Genomic DNA, 26,141 nt, shown 5'->3' with positions numbered 1-26,141 from the left:
CCGAACCAGAATCTTATTACCTTCGCTGTATGACAAAAAAATTGTTTCTGCTCGACGCTATGGCGCTCATCTATCGCGCCTATTATGCGCTTATCCGTAGCCCCCGTATTACCACCACCGGAAGAAACACCAACGCCCAGTTCGGATTCACCAATACTTTATTCGACCTCATCAATAAAGAAAAACCTACTCACCTGGCTGTTTGTTTCGATACACATGCGCCAACTGAGCGCCATACCGATTTCTCCGACTATAAAGCCAACAGGCAGGAAGCCCCTGAAGACCTCCTTGCTTCCATTCCCGATATTCAGCGTATCATACGCGGGTTTAATATCCCCTGCGTTGAACTCGACGGTTATGAAGCCGACGACGTTATTGGTACGCTCGCCTGGCAGGCCGCCGACGCCGGGTACGAAGTATATATGGTGACGCCCGATAAAGACTATGGCCAGTTACTCATTCATCCGCATGTCTATATTTACCGCCCGCCATACATGGGCAGCAAAGAGGAGATCCTCGATGCTAAAAAGGTTTGTGAAAAATGGGACATCGCCCGGGTAGAACAGGTAGTGGATATCCTGGGACTTATGGGCGATGCCGTTGATAATATCCCCGGTATCGCAGGAGTAGGAGAAAAAACCGCCGCCAAGCTGCTGAAAGAATACGATACACTGGAAAACGTTTTGGAGAATGCCGATAATATCAAAGGCGCCCTGGGCGAAAAGGTACGCAAAGGCAAAGAAAGCGCTATCATCAGTAAAAAACTGGCGACCATTATTACCAACGTGCCCGTTCAGTTCCATGAAGAAAATTTCATGCTGAAAGAATGGAATAGCAAAGAATTGATTGACGTATTCACCGAACTGGAATTCAAGACACTCGGGAAAAGGATCCTCGGTGAAACTTTTAATGCCTTCCAGTCTGCCCCCGCGGGCGTTCAAACAGACCTCTTTGGCAATGTCGTGGAATCTGCCGCCCCTGCACCCAAAGCAGAAGTGGAAGAAGCCGCTGCAACGGGTTTCCAGGCCGATAAGAACATTAACAATACGCTTCATTCATACAGCCTGCTCGATACGCCTGAAAAAATAAAGGAATTCATTACTGTAGCCTTGCAGCAAACAGAGATCTGCTTCGACACCGAAACCACAAATATCGATGCCAATGAGGCACAGCTGGTAGGACTTAGCTTCTCGTTTTCACCACACGAAGCCTACTATATACCATGCCCGGCCAACCAGCAACAAACCAAAGCCATCCTCGCCCTGCTGAACGAATTGTTCAGCCAGCCGCAGATCACGTGGATTGGACAAAACCTGAAATACGATCTCCTGGTACTCAAATGGTACAATGTAGAACTGAAAGGTGCTTTGTACGATACCATGCTGGCCCACTATGTAGTGGAACCGGAAGGACGAAGGAGCATGGACCTGTTAAGCGCCCAGTACCTCGGCTATGAACCCGTTCACATCGAAGAGCTCATTGGCAAAAAAGGAAAGAACCAGGGCAACATGCGCGATGTGGAAATTGAAAGGGTAAAAGACTACGCCGCAGAAGACGCCGATATTACACTTCAGCTGAAACAGGCCTTGCACCCGCTGCTAAAAGAAAAAGATGTAGAGAAAGTATTTTACGAAGTGGAAAACCCGCTCGTAAAAGTGCTCACTGATATGGAGTTTGAAGGCATCACGGTAGACGTTGACTTCCTTAGAGAATACTCCAAAGAATTGGAGCGCGAAGCCAAACAGTTTGAACAAAATGTATTTACAGCAGCAGGAGTGCCTTTTAACCTTTCCTCCCCTAAACAACTTGGAGAAATTCTTTTCGAAAGATTGAAGATCGACCCCAAAGCAAAAAAGACAAAGACCGGCCAATACGCAACCGGTGAAGATGTATTGCTAAAGCTGGCCGCAAATAATCCAATAGTCTCCGATATCCTGGGCTACCGCGAGTTAACAAAACTGCGCTCAACATACGTCGAAGCATTGCCGCAACTTCTCAACAGCAAAACCGGCAGGGTACATACTTCCTATGCCCAGGCTGTTGCCGTTACAGGCCGTTTAAGCAGTAACAATCCCAACCTGCAGAATATTCCTATCCGCACCGACCGGGGCCGTGAAATCCGTAAAGCGTTCATCCCAAGAGATGAAAAGCATACCTTGGTAAGCGCCGACTATTCCCAGATAGAATTACGCATAGTTGCTGCCATAAGCGGCGATCCCAATATGTGCGAAGCCTTTAAACTGGGCAAAGACATTCATACCGCCACAGCAGCCAAAGTATTTGGTATCAAAGATGAGGAAGTAACCAAAGAACAGCGTTACCGGGCCAAGGGGGTCAACTTCGGTATCATTTACGGCCAAAGCGCATTTGGCCTGGCCGATAACCTTGGCATCAGCCGCTCCGAAGCAAAAGAGATCATCGATAACTACAAGAAAGAGTTCTCAGGTATCACCCGCTATATGGATAGCACCATCAACTTCGCAAAAGAGAATGGATACGTACAAACGCTGATGGGGCGTAAACGCTGGCTCAGGGATATTAATTCCTCCAACTTCACCGTGCGTGGTTTTGCTGAGCGTAACGCCATTAACTCACCTATTCAGGGTACCGCCGCAGATATGATTAAAATGGCGATGATCCGTATTCATGCCGCCATGCAAAAAGAAAAACTCCGCAGCAAAATGCTCTTGCAGGTACATGACGAATTGGTGTTTGATGCACTTATCGAAGAACTGGATGTGCTTAAACCACTCATCCTCGAAAATATGAAAGCCGCCCTGCCGCTGCCAAACGAAGTTCCCGTTGAAGCAGAACTGGGCGTAGGACAAAACTGGCTCGAAGCCCACTAAAGCCCTTAAACCTATGGTTGTTGTAATTCAATGTAAAGACCAGATTGGACTGGTAGCTACTATCTCCGGTGTAATGGCGCAGCAGAATATCAATATCATTTCTATGCGCGAACATGTCGACACTGCCTGTAACAGCTTCTTCACAAGGCTTGAGCTGGAACCGCCGGCAGCTATTGCAGCAGCAATAAACAGTACAGCAGGCAATCCTGGATCCGGCACACAGGCCTCAGGCGACGACGCAGCCACAGCCTCCATCCTGGCCTATGCCCAAACGCTGCATAGCCAACTGGAAAAGGTATTACCTGCAGGCGCTTTTATTCATGTAACCACGCAACCAGAGAAAAAGCTGGTAGTGCTGGTAACAAAAGAATACCATTGCCTGGGCGATATCCTGCTGAGGAATCATTTTAAAACCCTTGGCGCCACAGTAGAAGCCGTAATTGGAAACCATGCCATTCTGGGCGATATATGCAAACGGTTCGATGTGCCTTTTCACCTGGTATCGCACGAAAAGAAAGAAAAAGAAGTCTTCGAAGCTGAATTACAGTCGGTTATAGGGCAACACACCTTCGATTACCTGGTACTGGCCAAGTTCATGCGAATTCTGTCCCCGGAGTTTGTGGCCAGCCATCCCATGCGCATTATCAATATTCACCATTCTTTCCTTCCCGCCTTTATAGGAGCCAGTCCCTACAGGCAGGCTTACGAACGGGGAGTGAAACTGATTGGCGCCACCGCCCATTTCGTGACCAACGATCTCGACGAAGGCCCCATCATTACACAGCAGATCATTCCCGTTAACCACACTTTCAGTGCAACGGACATGGTAAAAGCGGGTAAGGAAATAGAAACCTCAGTACTTGCCAAAGCGCTTCAGCTGGTAATTGACGATAGAGTATTTGTATATCAGAATAGAACTGTAGTGTTCGATCATTAATTAGCACGCACAGTGTCAGCGGCCACCTTTGCGTGTTAGTCTTTACATTTCTCTCCTGGCAAATAGCGCAGGAACTTATCCGCTGTAAACACCTGGAAAGTCTTCCCGGCGCTGTCTGCAGTAGAAAAACGGCCTTCCGCTTCAACCAAAGCGCCTTTTTTCAGGGCATCCTTCAGGCCGGCCAGGCTATCGGGATAAATAGTGGTGGCCGTTAAACGTAAAGGAACTTCCTTATGCCAGGCGCATATTTTGAAGAAAGAATTCGCTCCGGCATCGGTAGCTACACCACGCACAGTGAAAGGTTTTTTTGCTACGAAAGCAGTATGCTGGCGGTGCAAGGTGTAATTCAGGTTGGTGCCGGTAATAATCACCCCCTCGTTATCCAGCATTTTCAGCTCATCAGTATTTACAATTTTAAACTGCCGGGGCCCTTCCGTGATCTCATTTAAGCGTAACAGGCTGTCTACCAGCGACCAGCGGCCTAACTGATAAAATACCCGGTCGCCTTCTTTCAATCCTACATACTCCTGCTCCAATACAAAAGTGCTGTCCGATTCCAGGTTCAGATGCGTAATAATACCCGAACAATCTGCGCAGGGAAGCGTATCGGCAAAAACACCGTCAAACTGGTGACTTACAAAATTTGATGGCGAAGCAATGCTATCGTGCTGGTTTTTACTGTTTGTCCCGTTTCCACAGGAAACAAGCAACGCTAAAGCAGCAGCAACTATCATGGATTGTATGCTCATATGTGGGAAAATACTGATTAATTATCATAAAATTAGGAACGTTTGGGCATGCATGTGCATGAACAGGTAGTTTTATGCAGCAACTTTAACGGGTTAATTTGTAGCAGGAGACTATATTTGCAGTCCTTCAAAATATATTGAATATGGAATACAGTAGAATTATTTCAATAACCGGCTTAAGCGGATTATTTGAACTGGTGGGTAGCAAAGCGGATGGCGCTATCGTTCGCTCGCTCGAAGACAAAAGCACAAAATTCGTGAGTTCACGTATTCATAGCTTCTCTCACCTCGAAAGTATTGAAGTGTATACCGTTAGAGATAATGTGAACCTCGTTGAGTTATTCCAGGCTATGAATGCTTCCGGCGAAGCTTTACCTTCTGAAAAAGATCCCGCCGCTGTTAAAGCCTATTTCCAGAAAGTTTATGGAGATATGGACTTTGACCGTGTTTACGGCAGCGACATGAAAAAGATGGTGAAATGGTTTGCTATCCTGAAAAAGAACGACGTTGAATTCAAACTCCGCGAAGAGGAAGAAGAACTGGTTGAAGAAGAAGTGGCAGAACCCGTAGCAGTGGAAGAAGCACCTGCTCCTAAAGCAAAAGCTACCAAGGCAAAAGCTGCTAAAGCGGCTCCTGCTGCAGAAGCTGAAGCTGGCGAAGCAGCTGCTGAAGCGCCTAAAAAAAGAGCGCCCCGCAAAAAGAAAACTGAAGAAGAATAGTTCGTTCCTTAATCTGTTGATAATGCAATACACCGCGGATATCCATAAACTGGAAAGGCATTTCCTGCCCGCCAACTTTAGCGTAACTACCTGGGAAGAATTGGAACCCTATTTTAAAGAACTGGTAAACAGACCTTTAGAATCAAAGGCCCAATTAGAACAGTGGCTCCGCGATGTTAGCGAAGTAGAAGCTGCCATCAGTGAAGACGCCTGCTGGAGGCAGATCAAAATGACCTGCGATACCACTAACCCCGCGCTAGAAGAAGCATTTACCTTCTTCTGTATGGAAATTCAGCCGAAACTGCAGCCTTATGCCGACCAGCTGAACCGCAAACTGATCGACTGCTCCTTTACAAAAGAGCTCGATCAGCAACAGTATTTCACTTATCTCAGAAGCGTTAAAAAAAGCATCACCCTCTTCCGTGAGGAAAACATTCCTATCCAGGCAGAGCTGAGTGTTATGCAACAGCAGTTCGGCGTTATCGCCGGTAAAATGACGGTGGAGGTAGACGGACAGGAATATACGCTTCAACAGGCTTCCCGTTTTCTAGAAAAACCCGACCGCATCCTGCGCGAAGCTGTTTACCGCAAAATCAACGAAAGAAGACTACAGGATAAAACAGCGCTGAACGACCTTTATTCCAAACTAATAGAAAAGCGACACCAGGTTGCCCTCAACGCTGGTTTCGCTAATTACCGCGACTATAAATTCGCTGAACTGGGACGATTCGACTATACGAAGGAGGATTGTTTCCAGTTCCATGAAGCGGTTAAACTGCACGTACTGCCACTGGTAGAAAAGATCTACCAGCGTAAAAAAGAAAAACTGCAGCTCGATACCCTGAAACCCTGGGATACCGAAGCCCAGCCTGAAGGTATTACACCCTTACACCCTTTTTCTACAGGAAAAGAATTGCTCGAAAAAACCATCGCCTGCTTTGAGCAGTTGAACCCGTTCTTCGCCAGTTGCCTCAGGAAAATGGATGAACTGGGCCACCTCGACCTTGAAAGCAGGAAAGGGAAAGCCCCCGGCGGTTACAACTGCCCTCTTGCCGAAAGCGGTGCCCCCTTTATCTTCATGAATGCAGCAGGCCAGATGAGCGATGTTACTACCATGGTGCACGAAGGCGGTCATGCTATTCATTCTTTCCTGGCACACCCGCTGCCACTGAGCGCTTTCAAGGAATATCCCATGGAAATTGCAGAAGTAGCTTCCATGAGTATGGAACTCTTTAGCATGAATCACTGGGAAGCATTCTTCAACAATGCCGAAGAACTGCAGCGTGCCAAAGAGCACCAGCTGGAACGTGTGATCACCATCTTCCCCTGGATCGCCACTATCGACAAATTCCAGCACTGGGTTTACGAAAATCCAACACATACTACCGAAGAAAGAGCCGCCAAATGGATGGAAATTTTACAGGAATTCTCTGTGAAGTCTATCGATGTAAGCGGACTCGATTCATACAGGCAATATAACTGGCAACGCCAGCTGCACCTCTTCGAAGTGCCTTTCTATTATATCGAATACGGTATTGCCCAACTCGGCGCTATAGGTATGTGGATGCAGTATCGCAATAACCCCGGACAGGCATTGCAGAACTATATGAATGCCCTTCACCTGGGTGGTACCAGAACACTGCCCGAATTATACGAAGCAGCAGGACTGAAATTCAACTTCGCTCCCGATCACATCAAAACACTGATGGAATTCGTGAACGCCGAAATGGAAAAGGCGTAACAACTTATGGTAATAAAAAAAGAGGCCGGATCGTCTGATTCGGCCTCTTTTTTATATGCTGTCAATGGCATTTGTTGCACCTGCCACTGATTACGACATCTGTTTGTTTTTGTTTGAATCCCCTGGGCAAATCAACCTTTGGGATCGTCACATGATCCAGGCAATAAGTTGTCCCGCAATCATCACACATGAAATGCACGTGATTATCATGGTGATGCCCCTCGGAACACTGCTCCTTACATAAGGCATACTTAACCGAATTGTCGGAAGTAGGAATGGTATGTATAATGCCCTTTTCTACAAACGTCTGTAATGTTCTGTAAATGGTTACCCTGTCGAACAATGGCCCTGTTTGTTTTTCAATATCACCGTGTGCCAGTGCACCGCCACTTTTCTGGAATAATTCCAGTATTTTCTTCCGGCTGTCGGTAACGCTTAACTGACTGCGTCTTAATATGTCTGCTATTGTTTCTGTCATAAAGCCCTCCTTCGGTTTACTGCGGGTTGTTCGTAAAGATACTATTCGAAAAACCACTCACCCCGGATGTCTCCTTTAATACTTTGTCGATATGCTCTTTCAACAGCTTTAATTCGGATTTTTTTAACCCGTCATAGATCTGTCCTCTTACCTGTCCATTACGATCAACCAACGCAAAAAATTGTGTGTGAATGAATTGGTCTTCTATCCTGTCAACACTGTTTTTGGGGTCATCCAGCAGGTAGCTGTAACGGGCGCTGGAATATAAACTGTCTTTGCGCCCTGTCAAAAACACCCACTTGCGCGTATCTACTCCCAGCGAGTCGGCATAATGTTTTAATACACTCGCTGAGTCACGCTCCGGATCACAGGTATGCGATACGATCATAAAGTCCTGCCTGTCTTTAAAATCGTTATAAATGGTGCGCATATTATTATTCAGTTCCGGGCAAATGCCTTTGCAGGTAGTAAAAAAGTATTCTACAACACATACTTTACCCTGCATATCGCGCTGTGTAAAATGAGCCCCGTCCTGTGTCGTGAATTCAAAAGGTTTCACCTTGCTTAATACCGGCAGCTTGGGCTTCCAGTTATCAGTTCCCGCATATACCAAATACAGAAAGCCTGCCGTCAACAGCACAAAAAATGAAATATAAATAACCAGCTTCTTTTTCATAATAACTAACCTCCCCTTTCAGAGATACAAATTTACGACAGAATAAGGGCGAAATATTTTTTCGTTGCAACTTTGTTGCAAAGCAGTATCTTTGCAAGCTCAATATCTATTAGCAGATGCGTGTGAAGATCAACTGGGATGCTCTGGGAATTACTGCCTCACTGGCCTGCGCCATACATTGTGCGCTGCTGCCGCTGTTTTTAACAAGCCTCCCTGTACTGGGCGTGGAAATTATAAACAACGCTTTTTTTGAATATTTTATGATTTTCCTGGCCTTCGGTGTAGGTGCCTGGGCACTTTACCATGGCTGGAAAAAGCACCACCATCAGAAAATGCCGCTTATTCTCTTCTCTATAGGCATGGCCTGCCTCCTGCTGAAAGAAATATGGCACGATCAGCATATCTTCTTCCTGGTCCCCGCTGTATCGCTTATTGTAGCGGGTCATTACTACAATTATCGCCTTTGCCGTAAAGCCAATCATTGCCATGCAAATGATTGCAACCACGATAAGCTTGTTGCCTGATAAAACGGCACCAATGTTGTTTTATGGCTATATAAAAGCCTATGTATAGTCAACTCGTGAAATCGCAGGAACAAGCTATCTGCCACCTTTTTATTCATTGCTGCTATAAAAGCGGAGAGTTTACAGAACAGGAACTCGATGTAATAGCCGCTAAGTTTGTAGAATTAGGCCTCCAGCACGAACTTAATTTTAAAGAAGAGCTCAAACACTATAACAGCTACCTGCCTATGATCCATGCTGAGGAAAATTATCTTCAGTACCTCGTATCTCTTGTTTTACCCGCCAACGAGTTAGCACTCTATTCCCACTGCCTTGAACTTTGTATCAGCGATTCGCTCATAGATGCCGCTGAAGAAAGCTTCCTCCATAAACTGGGAGAAGTACTGGTCATAAGCGACGAAGACCAGGCCCTTATGCAAAAACTATTTATACAAAGGCACCTGGTCTTCACCCAGAAATATTTCTAATTTAACTGCCGCGCTTAACTGAAGGAATAACTAACATTACCGTCTTTATCATCCTTCAGTTGAACGCCCAGTGCGGCAAGTTCATTTCGGATCTTATCGCTGGTAACATAATCCTTTTTCAGCTTGGCATCTTTACGGATGCTGATGAGTAGTTGTAATACACCGTCAAGATGCCCGTTGTTCTCTTCACGTTCGCCTTTTAAACCAAAGACTTCCGTGAGGAATAATTTCAACTGGCGCTGTAGTAATAAAAGGGTTTCACTGCTTACTGCTTTTTCAGCTATATGTTTATCCTTGATACCATTGATAACAGGTACCAGTTCAAACATATTGGCCATCACTTTTGCTGTATTCAGATCATCATTCATAAAGGCTTCAAACTCTGTTACCAGGCGTTTTACCTTCTCGTCCAGCGCTGCATCAGTAGCAGCCCATTCGCCGTTAACAGCAAGTTGCTGGCTGTATTCATAAGCCTCCCATAAACGCTTTAAGCCTTTCTCTGCAGCCTTCAGGGCTTCATTGCTGAAATCAAGCGTACTGCGGTAATGCGATTGCAAAATGAAGAAACGGATGGTCATGGGATGATAAGCCTGCTCCAGCAAAGGATGGTCGCCGCTGAATAACTCCGTTAACTTGATAACGTTGTTATAGCTCTTACCCATTTTACGGCCATTGATCGTGATCATGTTGTTATGCATCCAGTACTTCGCCGGCGACACATGATTGCATACTACACTTTGCGCTATCTCGCACTCATGGTGAGGGAATTGAAGGTCCATTCCACCACCATGTATATCAAACTGCTCACCAAGGTATTTGGTGCTCATAGCCGAACACTCGATATGCCATCCGGGAAAACCTTCGCCCCAGGGACTCTTCCAGCGCATGATATGCTCGGGTGGCGCATTCTTCCATAAGGCAAAGTCCGCTTTATTGGCCTTCTCCTCCTGGTTGTCCAGGTCACGCGTGGTCTCCAGCATATCTTCCAGTATACGGCCGCTTAATATGCCATAAGGAAGCCCTTTCTGGCTGTAATCAGCATGATATTTCTCTACGTTGAAATATACAGAACCGTTGGATTCATAAGCATAACCATCAGCAATGATCTTCTCTATCATGCCTATTTGCTCTACTATATGCCCTGTTGCTGTAGGCTCGATGCTGGGATCAAGGTTGCCTAGCTCATGCATCGCCCAATGAAAAAGATTCGTGTACTTCTGTACCAGCTCCATCGGCTCCAGCTTTTCAATAACAGCCTTTTTGCTGATCTTATCTTCCGCCTCACGGCCTTCTTCCTCAAAATGACCGGCATCTGTGATGTTACGCACATAACGCACTTTGTAACCCAGGTGTTGAAGATACCTGTTCACAATATCAAAAGTCACATACGGACGGGCATGTCCCATGTGGCTCTCACCGCTTACGGTCGGACCACAAACATACATGCCTACATAACCGGGAACAATAGGCTCAAATACCTCTTTTTGTCGGGTTAGCGAGTTGTATATCTTTAATTCTGACATATATTTTTTATAGCAATAAAATAAAAGCTTAGTTGTATCACACCTGGCATTCCTTACACCCATAAATCCCGCCGGCCCTTTAACACCAGGTTGTTGCGGCGCAGAAAGCACCTGGAAAACGAAGTTATTCTATTTTTTTAAACTTATATCAGCAACCAGCATCAGGTGATCGCTTAAATCTTCATCAACCATATCGAACTGGTGAATGAAAAAATGATTGTCCGGTAATATGTAATCGATGCGCAGGGTAGGAGCCATGGCTATATAAGTACGACCAATACCAAAACCTTTTTCCAGAAATACATCCTGCCGTTTTCCACGTATGTGAAAATAAGTGTACGAATTGGGAACATCATTGAAATCACCACAAATAACAGAAGGATAGGGGCTTTTGTCTAATGCCGCGCGCACAATATCCGCCTGTATCCCGCGCCGCACAAAGGCAAGGCGCATTTTCTTGATAAGACTTTTAGAAGCATCAAATAACTCCTTGTCCTGCTGTCTTATCTTTTCTATATCATGATAATCTGTATCTGAAAAGCGGAACGATTGTAAGTGTGTCGTAAATATCCGCACAGTATCGTCGTCCTTGACAATATCGGCATAAATAAGACTTTCCGCCCTTTTACCGGGATACTGCACCTTGCCGGAATGAATGATCGGGTATTTAGAAAATATGATGCTCCCGTACATAAAGTACCCATTGCCTTTCGTATAGTCCTTCGAAAAATAATAATGGGGATAGTCTTTTTTAAACAAACCAATATTATCAGCATGAGGCCCCTGCGTATTCGAATGATTAAATTCCTGTAAGCAAATAATATCAGGCTCCACCTCCTTAACCACCCCGGCTAGCTGAGTGCGTATTAGCTTCTGCTTGTCTTTACCCTTGCTTAAACCAACCAGGCTGCCCACATTCCAGTCTACCAGCCGTATTCTTGGCTCAACCTTTACAGATGTAAAGGTATCCTTGGCATGCAGCGCAAATAAACTCGCCAGCTGCTGCCACCCTATCGTAAGTGCAACGAGCGGAAGCAGGCAATACAGCGGTTTTACAATTAACCAGAACAGGAAAAAAAAGATGAGAAGCATAACCAGGTAGGGCGCTGCCAGCCCCAGGAAACCTATAGGCCACCACTTTGCAGGGTTGAGATACGGCGCAAGCGCTGTTATCAGGAAACAGGTTGCCGCAATGCTGTTAAGCACTACGAACACGCGTTTGGTAACAGATCTGAAAATACTGGCCATGCTGTAAATATACTCCTTTGGCCGCTACTCCTTCCAGCGGAAGCTGCTGAGCACCGGAAAGTGATCCGATAAATGCTCCGCCTTTACCGCGCAACTGCTTACTTTTAATCGCCTGTCGGCAAAGCATACATCTATACGCAACGTGGGAGATAAACCATAATAGGTTTGCCCCAAACCAAACCCGGCAGATAAAAAAGCATCCTGCAAATTCCCGCGTACTTTCCGGTAGGTATAAGTGGTTGGAACGGCATTCATATCAGCACAGAAAATCAGCGGCTTATCACTTGCGCGGAAAGCACTGTCAAGTATAACGGCTTCTTCCTCATGACGTAGGGCAATATGTTTTATCTTTCTTGCTACAGAGCCTTTTCGTTCGTAAGTGATCTCATATACATTTTCATTGGCATGCTGTGCGGCCGTGTCGGCATATAATCCTAACGATGATAAATGAGCTGTATATATCCTCAGTGGTTTGCCCCTGAATTGAAGGTCCACCCATACAGCGTGTTCATTACCCATAAAGATCCGACCGCTGTCTGTTAGCGGAAGCCGTGATAACAACATGGTGCCGTGATGCGCAATGCCGCCCGCCCAATGTTTATTGATCTCATCCCCGCTGAAGAGCTTGTATCGGTAACCCATACTATCAAGTATATGATCCATTGAAATCATATGCGGGCTGCCGTTGATGGTATGGTACTCCTGGAAACATAACACGTCAGCATCAGAACGACGTATCAGGTCAACCATTTTCCTGAGACCACTGCCAGCTGTATCATGTGCTTTACTATGATCGTTAAGAAAGAAAAACACGTTCCAGCTAAGCACTTTTATAGCTGAACTATCGGCTGTGTGCCTGCCGGCAAAAGGATGAAAGGCAATAGTATTACCCAGGTTCCGGTAACCGGCAAGGATCACCAGGGCTATAAGTAAGGCCCTTTTACGTTTGCGGAACAAAGAAAAGAACAGGAGTAACAATAATACACCCAATGCAAAAGGATAGGCCAGCGCCAGGGCATCCGAGAAAAAGCATACTGTCGAAGGCAGATAGGTGCTTAAAGCACATAGTAAATAACCAGGAAGGCTTACCCATAAAATAAGCCTGTAAAGGAATAGTGCAAAACGTTTCATCCGGTTGGTTTAGGGAACTTGCTAATGGGGCGTATCCTGCTCTTCACTGGCACGCTTTAAAAAAGCCTTCTCCTCCTCTGTCAACCGGGCATAACCAAACTGGTTGATCTTATCAAGCAGATCATCTACCCGCTGCTGGGTGATATGCGATGTCTTTTGAAAAGGAACACGTGTTGCTTTATAAAAATGTGTCTGTGAAGAAGGAGTTGCCACCCGCTTTTTATCGGGGTTGAAAGCATTGTCCATCCACTGAACGCTTTTCGTCATCCACATACCATAATCACGCCCGCGTTTCAGTTGGTATACAAACAGGAAACCGGTTAAGGCCCCGCCCAGGTGGGCAATGGCTACCGCCGGATTGCTGACCGAGATGCCTGCATAATCAACCGCTGCAAATACGATCAGCAATACCCACAACGGAATACCCCCGTTTAACGCCGTAAACAAACGGTATTTGGGCGCAAAAGTCGTGGCGCCCACTGCAATTGCCATTAACGCAGCACCAGAACCTGCTAACGGAGTCTTGGCACCATTATGAAGAATGGGAATAAGATTAACTGCTAACTCAAAAAACAGGACACCTGCCAACCCGCCATATAAATAAAGCGGAACCAGTTTCTGACTTCCGGCCAGATCCTGGAGAATATAACCAAAAGCCCATAACCACAACAAACTGCCCAGTAAACTAAGCAGATCTGCCTGAACAAACATATGGGTGAGTATAGTCCATGGCCGTGATAATAACGTCCCCGCATCGGCAGGCAGGGTTAACCAGTTCAGGATCTCCACATAAAACCTGTCCGCCGGAACAGTTTCATCTGTCTGGTAAATAACCTTTATAAAACTTACAATAACAAACGCTACGGCATTAACAATTAACAGCCACGTCAGCACATTGTTATCCTGCCCCAGTAACAGGCGGCTTTTTTTGTTTTGCTCCAATACTCCCATAGTGCACAAATTACAAATCGAATGGCAAAAACCGTGCGTGAACGGTGTTAATCAAGGTTAAGAGTCCGTCTGCTCTAATAAAAAGTTCTTCGGTTCGTTTTATTCCAGAAATAAACCAAGATAAATCCTACCAGCGCACCACCAAGATGCGCTATATGAGCAACATTGTCTCCCGCAGTATGCGCTACGGCAGCAATAAAATCACCCGCAGCGTACAGGATAACAAACCATTTTGCCTTAATTGGAATAAAGAAATAAAGATAGATTTCTGTATTGGGAAACAAATAACCGAAAGCTGCCAGACAACCCATCACGGCGCCGGACGCTCCCAGGGTAGCCTGTCTGTACTGCATCGCCAGTATCTCATCGGGTAAATGTACCCGCCCGCGGCCATACTCCTGCACAAACGCAATAGTATCATTATCATAGTTATTCCCAAGCGCATACAGCTCGGCAAGTAAATGGTTGGTTTCTATATACAAGGCTACCATATGACAAAAAGCAGCCCCTAAGCCGCACGCCATATAAAAAAGAAGGAATCGTTTGGGCCCCCACAGGTTTTCAAGTAAAGAACCAAACATCCACAAAACAAACATGTTCGAAAACAAATGCCCCCAGCTGCCATGCATGAACATATGCGTAACAAACTGCCAGGGCTTGAAATAAGGGCTCTGCCAGGTATGTAAAGCAAAAGTATCACTGGGAATAAGCCCTTTCGCCTCAGCCGATAGCTGGGCAATGAATACCAATACATTAATGATCAACAGGTTCTTTATAACGGTGGGTAGTATCTCAAACCTGCCGGGTCTTATCTCTGTCATAATAGCTAATAGTCGGTTTTTTCTTAAGGTTTTAATTTCAATTGCACCACATTCTCAATATGCAGTGTATGGGGAAACATGTCAACAGGCTGTATTTTCTCTACTGTGTACTTTTCGCCGAGCAACTGTAGATCTCTCGCCTGGGTCGCCGGGTTACAACTTACATAAACAACTGTTGGCGCCGCTATTTCAAGCAACTTGTTTACCAGCTTTTCATGCATGCCTGCGCGCGGAGGATCGGTGATCACCACATCCGGACGGCCATGTGCAGCAAAAAATGCGTCATCGCAGATGTCTATAACATCACCCGCAAAAAAAGAGGCATGCGATAATCCGTTCATCTCAGCATTCTCCTTTGCATCTTCGATAGCCTCGGCCACTACCTCTACACCTACAATTTTTTTCGCTGCCTTGCTTACAAAGATACCAATACTCCCCGTGCCGCAATAGAGATCATATACCACCTGCGATCCGTCCAGCTCGGCAAATTCACGCGTTACCTGGTATAATTTCTCCGCCTGGCGGCTATTGGTCTGGAAAAACGACTTCGGACCTATCTTAAACCTGAAATCCTCCAGCTGCTCCACTATATAACCCTTTCCATGGTAAACCTCGGGATAAAGATCAAACAAACTGTCGTTCCGCTTGGTGTTTATCGTGTAAAGCAAAGTGGTTATCTCAGGAAACTTTGCCAGCAGGTGATCCAGTAAAGCCTTTCTTTCATCAGCATCCTCATAGCCAAGAACAAGATTAACCATCAGCTCGCCCGTAGTGGCCATACGCACCTGCATGGTCCGTATCCAGCCCGTATGCTGCTTTATATCGTAAAAAGGCAGGCCTTTTTCCCTGGCATAGTCTGTAATGGTATTGCGTATCTTATTCGTAGGCTCTTCCTGCAAATGACAGGTATTGATTTCCACTACCTTGTCAAACATGCCCTTCACATGAAAACCGCCGGCACCACCCTTGTTAACATCATAATCATTGCCTAATGCCTGCTGGCGGCGCCATTCACGAAACTCCTCATCAGGAACATAACGTTTGGTGGCAAACGTGTACTCCATCTTATTGCGATAACCCCTGGTTACACTGCAACCTGCAATAGGCATTAGCGGAGGTAAAGGCACTTTCGCTATCCGCTCCAGGTTGTCCGATACCTGTTTTTGCTTGTAAAATAACTGGCGCTCATAAGGCAGCATCTGCCACTGGCAACCGCCACAAACACCAAAATGCTCACAAAATGGCGCTACCCTGTCTGCCGAATACGATTTTATCTTCACCGCCTTGCCTTCAGCCCAGTCCTTTTTGTTCTTGGTTAGCTGTATGTCTGCTACATCGCCGGGAACTGCATTCTCTATGAATACTACCTTCCCGTCAACACGCGAAAGTGACCTGCCTTCCGCAGCATAATCCTCTATCAGGATATCCTCCAGTATTACGTTTTTCTTTTTACTTCTCACGCCGCAAAGGTAGGAGGGATACCCGATTTCCAATAAATTTACACCTCAATTGAAAGTAACATGCGCGTTCTCACGGTAATACTGGCCTTTTGCACAGCAATTTCCTCCTTAAACGTCCAGGCTCAAAAGAATACCAACCCCGCTTCCAACGCAGGCTATAACATTCCCTTAACTATTACCCCGCTTAAAAACTGCTGGGTGTATATGGGATGCTATTATGGTAAATTTAAAAACCTGGTCGACTCCGCCTGGGTCAACGAAAACAGCAAAGCCGTTTTTAAAGGGAAATCGAAATTACCCGGTGGTATCTATTTCCTGGTATCGCCCAACAAAACCCTCCTCTCCGAATTCCTCATGGATGCCCCGCAGCATTTTTCCCTGAAAACCGATACACTTCATCCCGATAAACTCGAGATCTCCGGCTCTTCCGAAAATGCACTCTACCAGCGGTATACAGCCTTCCTGTCAGAAAAAGGACCCCATCTCAGCGCCTTGCAGGCACAACTGAAACAAACTACCGATACAGCACAGGCCGCACTCCTGCGCACGCAACTCATCCAGGCAAATAAAGAACTCAACGATTACAGGGATACCGTGGTGGAAAAATACCCCGAAAGCATGCTTACCCTGTTTTTCAGATCTCTGAAATCTCCCGAGCCCCCGCCAATGCCAACGATGGCGAACGGAAACAAAGATTCGCTTTTCCCCGCCAGGTATGTAAAAGAACATTACTGGGACAATGTGCCGCTTCACGACGATCGCCTGCTGCGCACCCCCTTCTTCGATAGCAAACTCGAAGAATATTTTAGAAACTACGTGATCCCCGATGCCGATACGCTTATCGAAGAAGTGAATTACCTGCTGCTCTCTGCACGCGGCGGACAGGATATGTTCAAATACCTGCTCGGCCGTTTCACCGATAAATACATCAACCCCGAAATAATGGGCCACGACAAGGTATTTATCTTCCTCTTTAACCAGTATTACTCCAAAGGCGATACCACCTGGCTTTCAGCCAAACAAAAGGAATACATCTTCAACCGGGCATATAGCCTCATGGCCAACCAGATAGGAGAGCCGGCCGCCGCACTCGACCTGCTCGATACCACCGGCAAGGCTGCCCCTATGTATGCCCTGCAGGCTCCCTTTACCTTCGTGTTATTCTGGGACCCAAACTGCGGCCATTGTAAAGAAATGGTGCCGCGTATCGATTCTATTTACCAGGCTAAATGGAAAAAAATAGGCGTGAAGATCTACGCCGTTAACGTAGATGAAAAAGTAAATGACGAATGGAAAAAATATGTCCGCGACCATCACCTCACCGGATGGATACATACCTACCAGCCCAAAGCCGATCGTGAAGCCGACGCCAAAGCCAACCGCGCCAACTTCCGCCAGCTCTACGACGTCTTCCAGACGCCTACCATGTACCTGCTCGATAAAGACAAACGTATCATCGGTAAGAAACTCACCATCGAACAATTCGATGAAGTCATGCAGGCAAAATTAAAAGCCACCACAAAGAAGAACTAAGAAATAGCTATCTCTATACAAAATTGGGGCTGACCATTCTGCTGGTCAGCCCCAATTTTATTATAGCCGCACTAAAGCCGCCTTAAAGCCGTCTTGGAGCCGCTTTACAAAAAGCGGTCACTCAAACATACCTAAAATACCTGCTCCACTACATTCCTGATAACCTTTGGCTTACCAAGCGTATAATAATGCAGTACAGGTACGCCAAACTTCCGCAACTCCTTGCTTTGTTCTATAAGCCATTCCGTACCCACCTGCTCACACTCCGCATCACTCTTACATTTCATGATATCATTCGAAAGTGTACTGGGTATATCTACATGGAAAACACGTGGTAATACAGACAGTTGTTTCTTGCTGGTCAGTGGTTTTAACCCTGGAATAATAGGTACATTGATCCCCGCTTTACGGCAGGCGTCTACAAAGGCAAAGAATTTCTGGTTGTCGAAGAACATCTGCGTCATAATATAATGAGCGCCCGCATCAACCTTTTCCTTCAGGTAGCGTAAGTCAATCTCAGGATTAGGAGCTTCAAAATGTTTCTCGGGATAGCCGGCAACGCCTATGCAAAAATCGGTTTTGCCGCCATTCAGAATATCTTCATCAAGGTAAATACCGGCATTAAGGTTGGTGATCTGTTTCAGCAGGTCTATTGCATAATTGTGACCTCCCGGCTCAGCATCGAAAGAAGCTTCGTTTTTAGGAGCGTCACCTCTCAATGCAAGAACATTATGAACACCCAGGAAGTTCAGATCAATCAGCGCATCCTCTGTCTCGCGCATATTGAAACCACCGCAAATGATATGCGGAACCGCATCTACCTTATAATGGTTCATGATAGCAGCACAAATACCCACCGTACCCGGACGCTTCCTTACTTCCACCTTTTCAAAAGTGCCGTCTGTTTTCTTCTTGAACATACTCTCACTCCTGTGATAGGTAACATTCACCCACGAAGGTTTAAACTCCATCAAAGGGTCCAGGTGGTCATAGATAGAACTAATGCTCTTTCCTTTTAAAGGTGGTAATACTTCAAACGAAAGCAGGGTATCCGTAGCCTTGGCTAAATGCGCTGTGATCTTCATTGTCTTTGAAAAATTGGTGCAATATACATCACCCCCCTCAATTCTCCCCCGTTCCCCTTAATACGCTCCCTCCCATATACTATCCTCTCCCGTCTCCCGCACCCTTAACAATCCTTCAACCATCTCTCATCCGCCATCTACCATCTATTCTGTACTTTTGCCCAAACGCGTAAGAGTGAACTTAACCATACATACCAATCAGCTGGTAAAAACCTACGGCAGCAGAACCGTGGTGAAAAAAGTGTCAGTAGAAGTGAAGCAGGGCGAGATCGTTGGTTTACTTGGTCCCAATGGAGCCGGTAAAACAACCACTTTCTATATGGTGGTAGGACTCATAAAACCCGATGAAGGAACTGTTTTCCTAAACGATACCGACATCACAAAACTCCCTATGTACAAACGCGCCCAGATGGGAATCGGCTACCTGCCCCAGGAAGCCTCCGTTTTCCGTAAGCTGAGCGTCGAAAACAACGTGATGGCTGTGTTGGAAATGACCAAACTCACAAAAAAAGAACGCCAGCTGAAACTCGAAGCGTTACTGGATGAATTTAACCTCCACCACGTTCGCAAAAACAACGGCGATAGCCTCAGCGGTGGCGAAAGACGACGTACCGAAATTGCCAGGGCCCTCGCTGTTGACCCAAAGTTTATCCTGCTCGATGAACCCTTTGCCGGCGTCGACCCCATCGCCGTAGAAGATATCCAGATGGTGGTAGCCCGCCTGAAATACAAGAACATCGGCATCCTCATCACCGACCACAACGTAAATGAAACGCTCTCTATCTGCGACCGCGCCTATTTACTTATCGATGGCGAAATCTTCAGACACGGTACCGCAGAAGAACTCGCAGATAATGAACAGGTACGCCGGCTTTACTTGGGTACTAATTTCGAACTCCGCCGGAAAGACTGGATCATCGATATGGCGAAAACGGGCTTTGTCAATCGCCCCGAAACCACAGAATAAAGGAAATTTCTTGGCCCTGTTCCATTTTCATTCACTATTTTGCTGACCTTGGCATGAAACTATTAAGCCCCGCTATATCACGATTAGCTCGCCTACGCTATTGGCATATAGAACAATGGGTACAAAACCCCGTCGAAGCCCAGCGAGAAGTGTTGCAGGATCTTGTAACACACGGACAGTACACTGAATTCGGCAGGGTACACGGTTTTAATGAACTGTTTAACATCCGAACCTTCAAACAAACGGTTCCCATCCAGGAATACGATACATTGAAGCCCTATATCGAAAGGCTCATGAATGGCGAAGAAAACCTGCTCTGGAATACACCCGTTTACTGGTTCGCCAAAAGCAGCGGCACCACCAGCGATAAAAGCAAGTTCATCCCCATCACCGAAGAAAGTCTCGAAGACTGCCACTACCAGGCAGCAAAAGACGTCTTGACCATCTACTATAATTTCTATCCCGATAGCGACCTCCTCACCGGCAAAGGCCTCGTAGTAGGAGGAAGCCACCAGATAAACCAGCTGAACGAAGACATCAGCTACGGCGACCTTAGCGCCGTATTATTGCAGAACACCCCTTTCTGGGGCCAGTGGCTGCGTACGCCGGAACTAAGCATCGCCCTCCTCGATGAATGGGAAACCAAGATCGAAAAACTCGCGCAAAGCACCATCCACGAAAATGTAAGCTCCCTTTCAGGAGTCCCCACCTGGACGCTCATCCTTATCAAAAGGATCCTCGAAATAACAGGAAAATCCACATTAAAAGAAGTTTGGCCACACCTCGAACTCTATATGCACGGCGGTGTTTCCTTCACTCCCTATAAAGAACAGTTCAAAAAACTCATAGGCGCCGATATCAACTATCTCGAAACCTATAACGCCAGCGAAGGCTTCTTCGCCGCGCAGGACGACCCTACCCAGGAGGGTATGCTGCTCTTCCTCCAGCATGGCATCTTCTACGAGTTCATGCCCGTAGAGGAATACGGAAAAGACAACCCGCAAACAATAGGACTTAAAGAAGTAGAAATAGGGAAAAACTACGCCCTCGTCATCTCCACCAACGGAGGCCTCTGGCGTTACCTGCTCGGCGATACCATCCAGTTCACTACGCTGTTCCCGTTCCGCGTTAAAGTAAGCGGACGCATCAAACATTTTATGAATGCCTTTGGCGAAGAAGTGATCGTCGATAATGCCGATAAAGCCCTCGCCGCCGCATGCGAAGCCACCGGATCTGTCGTCTCCGACTATACCGCCGCTCCGGTGTACTTCAGCGAAAACAGCAACGGCGCCCACGAATGGCTCATTGAATTCGAAAAACAACCCGGTGATCTCGATAAGTTCACCCACGAACTCGATGAAGCGCTTAAATCAATAAACAGCGACTACGAAGCCAAAAGGCATAAAAGCATCGCCCTCGGCCCACCCCGCATACATATGTTACCCCCGGGAACCTTTGGCCAATGGCTGAAATCAAAAGGTAAACTGGGCGGACAACATAAGGTCCCCCGTTTAAGCAATACCCGAACCTACGTAGAAGAGATTCTGACCATGATGGGCAGGATTTAATTACCTTCGGCGGCAAATTACCCCCGTGTCGATCCCTTTCCAACCTGGAACATCGCCGTTTCAATCTGGAGAAAGCTATCGGCTGAGGGCAGGAACAAATCCAACTTTTAAGCAGATATAAAAACTAAATCAAGAAACAGTATGGTTAAGGACAAAGTAGCCATTGTAACGGGAGCAGCCCGTGGTATAGGTGAAGCCATTGCCCTGAAATTGGCAGAAAACGGCGCCCATATAGCTTTTACATATGTTAGCGATAGCAGCGCCGAAAAAGCTGCTGCCCTTGAACAGAAATTGATAGCCTTAGGCGTTAAAGCCAAAGCCTATAAAAGCAACGCCGGCGACTTCGCCGCCTGCGAATCTTTTGTCGGCGACGTCGTGAAAGAATTTGGTACCGTAGATATCTGCGTGAACAACGCCGGCATCAGCAAAGACAACCTGCTCCTCCGCCTCACCCCCGACCAGTGGGATGATGTAATGGATATCAACCTCAAAAGTGTCTTCAACATGACCAAACAGGTCATCCGCCCCATGATGAAAGCCAAATCCGGCAGCATCATCAACATGAGCTCCATCATAGGCATGAAAGGCAACGCCGGTCAAACCAGCTATGCAGCTTCCAAAGCCGGTATCATCGGCTTCACCAAATCCGTAGCGCTTGAACTTGGCAGCCGCAACATCCGTTGCAACGCCATCGCTCCCGGTTTCGTTGAAACCGACATGACCAGCTACCTGAAAGACGGTGCCGGCGCCGAAGAATACCTGAAAAAGATTCCATTAGGCCGCTTTGGTAAATCTGAAGAAATTGCCAATACCACGCTTTTCCTTGCCTCCGAACTAAGCTCTTACATTACCGGCCAGGTGATCAGCGCTTGCGGTGGCCTGAACACCTAGGAATAAGCGATAAAGAAGTAGATAGCAACTAAAATAAGTATTACCCTCTTTGTGATGTATGTTTTTTGCATAACCGGGAATAACCGCCGGTTAACCGCAAGAAACCATATATTACAAAGAGGGCTTTTATATTTATGATTTTAGAGTAATAGGGTTTTGCGGAAAAAACGTATTTCAGTCATTTGCCATTCAGAATATTTACGTTTGTATAAACGTAAACCAAAGCCATGATCGATAGCTTTTTTATCAGCAATTACAAATCTATTCGGAGGGCGGCTTTGTCTTGCAAACGGATCAACGTGTTTATTGGGGAGCCTAATAGCGGTAAAAGTAATATTCTCGAAGCACTTAGCCTTTTAGGTAATCCGGTTTTTACTGATGGGATGCTTTCAAAGCAGATCCTCCGGTATAAGACATTGGGCGATATTTTTTATGATTTTAACATTAATCGCCCTATTCTTATACAAGGAGGTAACATAAATACCGCGTTAGAGTATGCTGTACGGGAAAACGGCGTTCCCGAAAATGAATTTCAGCTTACTATAACAGATGGGAAAACGTCGCATAACCACAGTCCTTTTAAAATAGGCCACAACGGAGAGTTAAAGGGAGATGGCACCTATCCTGATTCAGCATTTAAATATTACCAATATAAGCGGCTGGACAACTTTCAGGTGCAATTTCTTTCATCCCTTTCTACTCCGTTCGGTGAAAACCTTCCTGCTTTGCTTTTAAGTAACGAAGATTATAGAGCATGGGCATCGGACTTTTTTGCATCCAAGGGGTTTAATCTTACGCTAAAGCCGGCCGAAAATGAGATTAATATAAGCAAAATTATAAATAATGCTATCTATAGCTATCCTTACCAATCAGTTTCTGAAACACTGCAGCGTGTTGTTTTTTACATGATGGCAATTAAGTCTAACAAAAACGCCATTCTGTTGCTTGATGAGCCTGAAACGAATACATTCCCTTTTTATACAAAGTTTTTAGGGGAAAGTATGGCTTTAGATAAGGCTAACCAATATTTCATCACTACGCATAATCCGTATTTATTGATAAATCTTATCGAAAAAACCTCCTTTGAGGATATTAATGTCTGTGTAGCTACTATGAACGATGATTACACGACAGAAATTATTACACTAAGCCAAACCCAACTTGAGCAAGTTCTGGATTTGAATAGCGATGTATTTTTTAACCTTGATGCAATAATAGATTGAGATGATCCATGTTGAATGCTTACCGGATGAAACACTGCTAAAAAAACTTGGTTTTACAAGAAAGCAAATAAAACATCATTTTGGAAAATCACGCGTGTTTGCCGATTTGTCTAAAAAAGGTTCCCAATTGGCTTTGGTAGATGAAGACCCTGGGCAAGCCCAACCTCCTTATCAGAAAAAACTTAGTTTAAACATAGAAAAGTATGGTATTCGATGTTACTTGGACGCCCAGAATAATAACAGAGTTCTTGAATTGTAGGTGAAGCTGGAGGACTGGATTCTCGATGCATGTAAAAAGAGCAAAATAGACATTCAGGCTTATGGGCTTCCTAATAAGCCTAAAGACTTACATGAGATTGTCAATTACAGGATAAAAGCCTTTGAGGATGTGATTGATACCTTGCTTGCTAAAAATAATGATGCGCTGATAACACTGCAAAATTGGTTAAGGGCTTAAGCCCTAAAGGCATCATCCCATATCTATTTCCCCGATCCATAACACTTTATAACTTTCGATTGTTATATTTGTTAACTGCGTCTATGTCACTCAAAGGCCTTATATCACTTGTCCTGCTGCTCGTTTTGAGCATCCAGGTACTGCCCATCAGGCAGATAGGATCGCTTTTGTGTAAAAACCAGTTCACCGAAGAACTCCCTCATTCCCCTTGCGAGGTAAAAAGCCCCGTGATCAAATTCGAACCTTCCATTTCAGATAATTTCGCTTCCGCAGGTATGGAAGCCACCTTGTTAGCCGCGCAAACCACCTGGTTTGTACATATGGCTTCCGTGCTTCCGTTGATTCACGCTGGCGAAATTCATACACCCCCTCCCAACAACTGTTGATCTGTAGGTAGCGGAGCCAACCGCCTATACTTTAATGTCTTAAATCCCGATCCGGTTTGTGATCCAATATCACATGGTTTTCCAATGTTCTGTCGTTCAATGATAGCTGGTGTCCTCAAGGTCCTACCCGTTGGTTCCGGTAGTACGTCGGAATTCAGCTCGTACTTAACCGCTCAATTACAACAAATGAAAAAGGCTTTTAAATATATAAATGCCGACGCCTCCTCCGCCGTCGTCGTATTCCTGGTGGCGCTGCCCCTTTGCTTAGGCATCGCCCTCGGCTCCAATGCCCCCCTCTTCTCCGGCATCATCGCCGGCGTAACAGGTGGCATCATCATAGGTGCACTTAGCGGCTCCCAGCTCAGCGTCAGCGGCCCCGCAGCCGGACTCACAGCTATAGTCGCTTCCGCTATCGGTAAAATGCCCGTTTACGAAGCTTTCCTCGTAGCCGTAGTCCTCTCCGGCATCTTCCAGGTGATCCTCGGATTCCTTAAAGCAGGGATGCTTGGCGATTATGTGCCCACAAGTGTCATCAAAGGTATGCTCGCCGCCATAGGCGTCATCCTCATCCTCAAACAAATCCCACACCTCGTAGGCTACGATACCGACTACATAGGAGACGAAACTTTCCGGCAGCACGATACAAAAAATACTTTCTCCGAAATCTCCGGAGCCTTTAAAAGCATCACCCCCCTGGCGGCCGTCATTGGCCTCACAGCCATCCTCATCCAGCTGCTATGGGATAAAGTGCTTGTAAAGAAAAGTAACATCTTTCAGTTCATTCCAGCACCACTGGTAGTGGTGATAACAGGGGTTTTTATGGTAAAGCTGGGCCTCGCCGCAGGTAATGGTTACGTGCTCAAGCCTGGCCAGATGGTGGCCATCCCCGTCGCAAACAGCGCCGGTGAGTTCTTATCCTTCTTCACCATGCCCCACTTCCAATACCTGAAACTGCCCCTCGTCTGGACAACAGCCATAACCATTGCCATCGTCGCCAGCCTCGAAACATTACTAAGCATCGAAGCTGCCGATAAACTCGACCCCTTCCACCGTGTCACCCCTACAAACAGGGAACTCAAAGCCCAGGGTATAGGAAACCTCGTATCAGGTATGCTGGGAGGACTGCCCATCACCTCCGTAGTGGTGCGCACCTCCGTAAATATCAACTCCGGTGGTAAAACAAAAATGTCCGCTATTCTCCACGGGTTGCTGCTGCTGTTATGTGTTGCCTTTATCCCCGGAGTCCTCAACCTCATCCCGCTGTCGGCATTGGCTGGCGTACTTATTTATACAGGTTATAAACTCGCAAAGCCAGCCCTGTTTAAAGATTTCTACGTTAAAGGTTGGGATCAGTTCGTACCTTTCGTGGTTACAATACTGGCAATAATATTTACCGACCTGCTCGTAGGCATTATTGTTGGTATTGCAGTAGGACTTTTCTTTGTACTTCGAAGTAATTTCAGATCGGCGGTATTTGTAGTGAACGACAAGGATAAATACTTGTTTCGGTTGAGAAAAGATGTGTCTTTCCTGAACAAGGCCTTACTGCGGAACAAACTGGAACAAATCCCCGAAAACTCAGAAGTGCTTATCGATGTAGCCAATGCCGACTTCATCGATAAAGATGTAATAGAGGTCATAAACGACTTCCTTTACCACGCACATCTGAAAGGAATTAAAGTAGAAGTAAGAAAAAGTCCTAACAAATCAACACATAAGTTTATTCATACAACTCCCGCAATGAGTGTATAACCACT

Annotated in this window: 24 protein-coding genes; 14 read left to right on the top strand and 10 right to left on the bottom strand. The window is 46.1% G+C overall.

Annotation, left to right across the window (positions count from 1 at the left end; genetic code table 11):
* Positions 1-29 precede the first annotated feature (29 nt).
* Both polA and purU read left to right on the top strand, forming a co-directional pair.
* On the top strand, positions 30-2,849 hold the full coding sequence (gene polA, locus ESB13_RS17365; RefSeq protein WP_129004889.1) for a DNA polymerase I: 2,820 nt from the start codon (positions 30-32) through the stop codon (positions 2,847-2,849).
* A gap of 13 nt (positions 2,850-2,862) precedes the next feature.
* The gene (gene purU, locus ESB13_RS17360; protein WP_129004888.1) at positions 2,863-3,786 is read left to right on the top strand and encodes a formyltetrahydrofolate deformylase; all 924 of its coding nucleotides are present in this window, start codon (positions 2,863-2,865) and stop codon (positions 3,784-3,786) included.
* A gap of 35 nt (positions 3,787-3,821) precedes the next feature.
* Here purU and ESB13_RS17355 read toward each other — a convergent pair whose 3' ends face one another.
* Positions 3,822-4,535, bottom strand: coding sequence for a copper resistance protein NlpE (locus ESB13_RS17355; RefSeq protein ID WP_129004887.1), 714 nt, complete (start codon positions 4,533-4,535; stop codon positions 3,822-3,824).
* 143 nt (positions 4,536-4,678) lie between these two features.
* Here ESB13_RS17355 and ESB13_RS17350 point away from each other — a divergent pair, with 143 nt between their 5' ends.
* Both ESB13_RS17350 and ESB13_RS17345 read left to right on the top strand, forming a co-directional pair.
* Complete coding sequence (locus tag ESB13_RS17350; RefSeq protein WP_129004886.1) at positions 4,679-5,254, top strand: DUF5606 family protein; 576 nt, start codon at positions 4,679-4,681, stop codon at positions 5,252-5,254.
* Between the two features lie 22 nt (positions 5,255-5,276).
* A complete protein-coding gene (locus tag ESB13_RS17345) occupies positions 5,277-6,995 on the top strand; it encodes a M3 family oligoendopeptidase (protein ID WP_129004885.1) in 1,719 nt (572 codons plus the stop codon).
* A 61-nt stretch (positions 6,996-7,056) separates the two neighbouring features.
* On the opposite strand, the gene ESB13_RS17340 is transcribed toward ESB13_RS17345, so the two are convergent.
* The gene (locus ESB13_RS17340) at positions 7,057-7,473 is read right to left on the bottom strand and encodes a Fur family transcriptional regulator (protein WP_129004884.1); all 417 of its coding nucleotides are present in this window, start codon (positions 7,471-7,473) and stop codon (positions 7,057-7,059) included.
* Positions 7,474-7,489: 16 nt separating this feature from the next.
* Positions 7,490-8,149, bottom strand: coding sequence for an SCO family protein (locus tag ESB13_RS17335; protein WP_129004883.1), 660 nt, complete (start codon positions 8,147-8,149; stop codon positions 7,490-7,492).
* A gap of 116 nt (positions 8,150-8,265) precedes the next feature.
* Between ESB13_RS17335 and ESB13_RS17330 the strand changes: the two genes are divergently transcribed.
* Both ESB13_RS17330 and ESB13_RS17325 read left to right on the top strand, forming a co-directional pair.
* Positions 8,266-8,673: a MerC domain-containing protein gene (locus tag ESB13_RS17330; protein WP_129004882.1), complete on the top strand. Its 408-nt coding sequence runs from the start codon at positions 8,266-8,268 to the stop codon at positions 8,671-8,673.
* A gap of 41 nt (positions 8,674-8,714) precedes the next feature.
* Positions 8,715-9,140, top strand: coding sequence for a TerB family tellurite resistance protein (locus ESB13_RS17325; protein ID WP_129004881.1), 426 nt, complete (start codon positions 8,715-8,717; stop codon positions 9,138-9,140).
* A gap of 14 nt (positions 9,141-9,154) precedes the next feature.
* Here ESB13_RS17325 and cysS read toward each other — a convergent pair whose 3' ends face one another.
* The 6 genes from cysS to rlmD all read right to left on the bottom strand — a co-directional run bounded on the left by cysS (position 9,155) and on the right by rlmD (position 16,274).
* Complete coding sequence (cysS, locus tag ESB13_RS17320) at positions 9,155-10,663, bottom strand: cysteine--tRNA ligase (RefSeq protein WP_129004880.1); 1,509 nt, start codon at positions 10,661-10,663, stop codon at positions 9,155-9,157.
* Between the two features lie 129 nt (positions 10,664-10,792).
* Positions 10,793-11,911, bottom strand: coding sequence for an endonuclease/exonuclease/phosphatase family protein (locus tag ESB13_RS17315; RefSeq protein WP_129004879.1), 1,119 nt, complete (start codon positions 11,909-11,911; stop codon positions 10,793-10,795).
* Positions 11,912-11,935: 24 nt separating this feature from the next.
* Positions 11,936-13,042: an endonuclease/exonuclease/phosphatase family protein gene (locus ESB13_RS17310; protein WP_129004878.1), complete on the bottom strand. Its 1,107-nt coding sequence runs from the start codon at positions 13,040-13,042 to the stop codon at positions 11,936-11,938.
* A 21-nt stretch (positions 13,043-13,063) separates the two neighbouring features.
* Positions 13,064-13,993 (bottom strand): rhomboid family intramembrane serine protease, encoded by a 930-nt coding sequence (locus ESB13_RS17305; RefSeq protein WP_129004877.1) that lies wholly within the window; start codon positions 13,991-13,993, stop codon positions 13,064-13,066.
* A 74-nt stretch (positions 13,994-14,067) separates the two neighbouring features.
* Positions 14,068-14,814, bottom strand: coding sequence for a rhomboid family intramembrane serine protease (locus ESB13_RS17300; protein WP_129004876.1), 747 nt, complete (start codon positions 14,812-14,814; stop codon positions 14,068-14,070).
* 23 nt (positions 14,815-14,837) lie between these two features.
* On the bottom strand, positions 14,838-16,274 hold the full coding sequence (rlmD, locus tag ESB13_RS17295) for a 23S rRNA (uracil(1939)-C(5))-methyltransferase RlmD (protein WP_129004875.1): 1,437 nt from the start codon (positions 16,272-16,274) through the stop codon (positions 14,838-14,840).
* A 60-nt stretch (positions 16,275-16,334) separates the two neighbouring features.
* Here rlmD and ESB13_RS17290 point away from each other — a divergent pair, with 60 nt between their 5' ends.
* Positions 16,335-17,807 (top strand): TlpA family protein disulfide reductase, encoded by a 1,473-nt coding sequence (locus tag ESB13_RS17290; protein ID WP_129004874.1) that lies wholly within the window; start codon positions 16,335-16,337, stop codon positions 17,805-17,807.
* Positions 17,808-17,938: 131 nt separating this feature from the next.
* Here the strand turns inward: ESB13_RS17290 and metF are convergent, their stop codons facing one another.
* Positions 17,939-18,892, bottom strand: a complete 954-nt coding sequence (gene metF, locus ESB13_RS17285) for a methylenetetrahydrofolate reductase [NAD(P)H] (RefSeq protein WP_129004873.1) — start codon at positions 18,890-18,892, stop codon at positions 17,939-17,941.
* A gap of 175 nt (positions 18,893-19,067) precedes the next feature.
* On the opposite strand from metF, the gene lptB reads away from it, so the two are divergent.
* The 7 genes from lptB to ESB13_RS17250 all read left to right on the top strand — a co-directional run bounded on the left by lptB (position 19,068) and on the right by ESB13_RS17250 (position 26,136).
* Positions 19,068-19,859 carry an LPS export ABC transporter ATP-binding protein gene (gene lptB, locus ESB13_RS17280; RefSeq protein ID WP_129004872.1) on the top strand — a complete coding sequence of 264 codons (792 nt, stop codon included), beginning with the start codon at positions 19,068-19,070 and terminating at the stop codon, positions 19,857-19,859.
* Positions 19,860-19,912: 53 nt separating this feature from the next.
* Complete coding sequence (locus ESB13_RS17275) at positions 19,913-21,427, top strand: GH3 auxin-responsive promoter family protein (protein WP_129004871.1); 1,515 nt, start codon at positions 19,913-19,915, stop codon at positions 21,425-21,427.
* Positions 21,428-21,568: 141 nt separating this feature from the next.
* Positions 21,569-22,318 (top strand): 3-oxoacyl-[acyl-carrier-protein] reductase, encoded by a 750-nt coding sequence (gene fabG / locus ESB13_RS17270; protein WP_129004870.1) that lies wholly within the window; start codon positions 21,569-21,571, stop codon positions 22,316-22,318.
* Positions 22,319-22,545: 227 nt separating this feature from the next.
* Positions 22,546-23,541, top strand: coding sequence for an AAA family ATPase (locus tag ESB13_RS17265; protein ID WP_129004869.1), 996 nt, complete (start codon positions 22,546-22,548; stop codon positions 23,539-23,541).
* Position 23,542: 1 nt separating this feature from the next.
* Positions 23,543-23,800, top strand: coding sequence for a hypothetical protein (locus ESB13_RS17260; RefSeq protein ID WP_129004868.1), 258 nt, complete (start codon positions 23,543-23,545; stop codon positions 23,798-23,800).
* Positions 23,801-24,081: 281 nt separating this feature from the next.
* Positions 24,082-24,384: a hypothetical protein gene (locus tag ESB13_RS17255; RefSeq protein WP_129004867.1), complete on the top strand. Its 303-nt coding sequence runs from the start codon at positions 24,082-24,084 to the stop codon at positions 24,382-24,384.
* Positions 24,385-24,570: 186 nt separating this feature from the next.
* Positions 24,571-26,136, top strand: a complete 1,566-nt coding sequence (locus ESB13_RS17250) for a SulP family inorganic anion transporter (RefSeq protein ID WP_129004866.1) — start codon at positions 24,571-24,573, stop codon at positions 26,134-26,136.
* Positions 26,137-26,141: the final 5 nt, after the last annotated feature.

Origin of the sequence: Filimonas effusa, assembly GCF_004118675.1 — a bacterium.
Classification (GTDB): domain Bacteria; phylum Bacteroidota; class Bacteroidia; order Chitinophagales; family Chitinophagaceae; genus Filimonas; species Filimonas effusa.
This window is presented reverse-complemented; position numbering and strand designations above follow the sequence as displayed.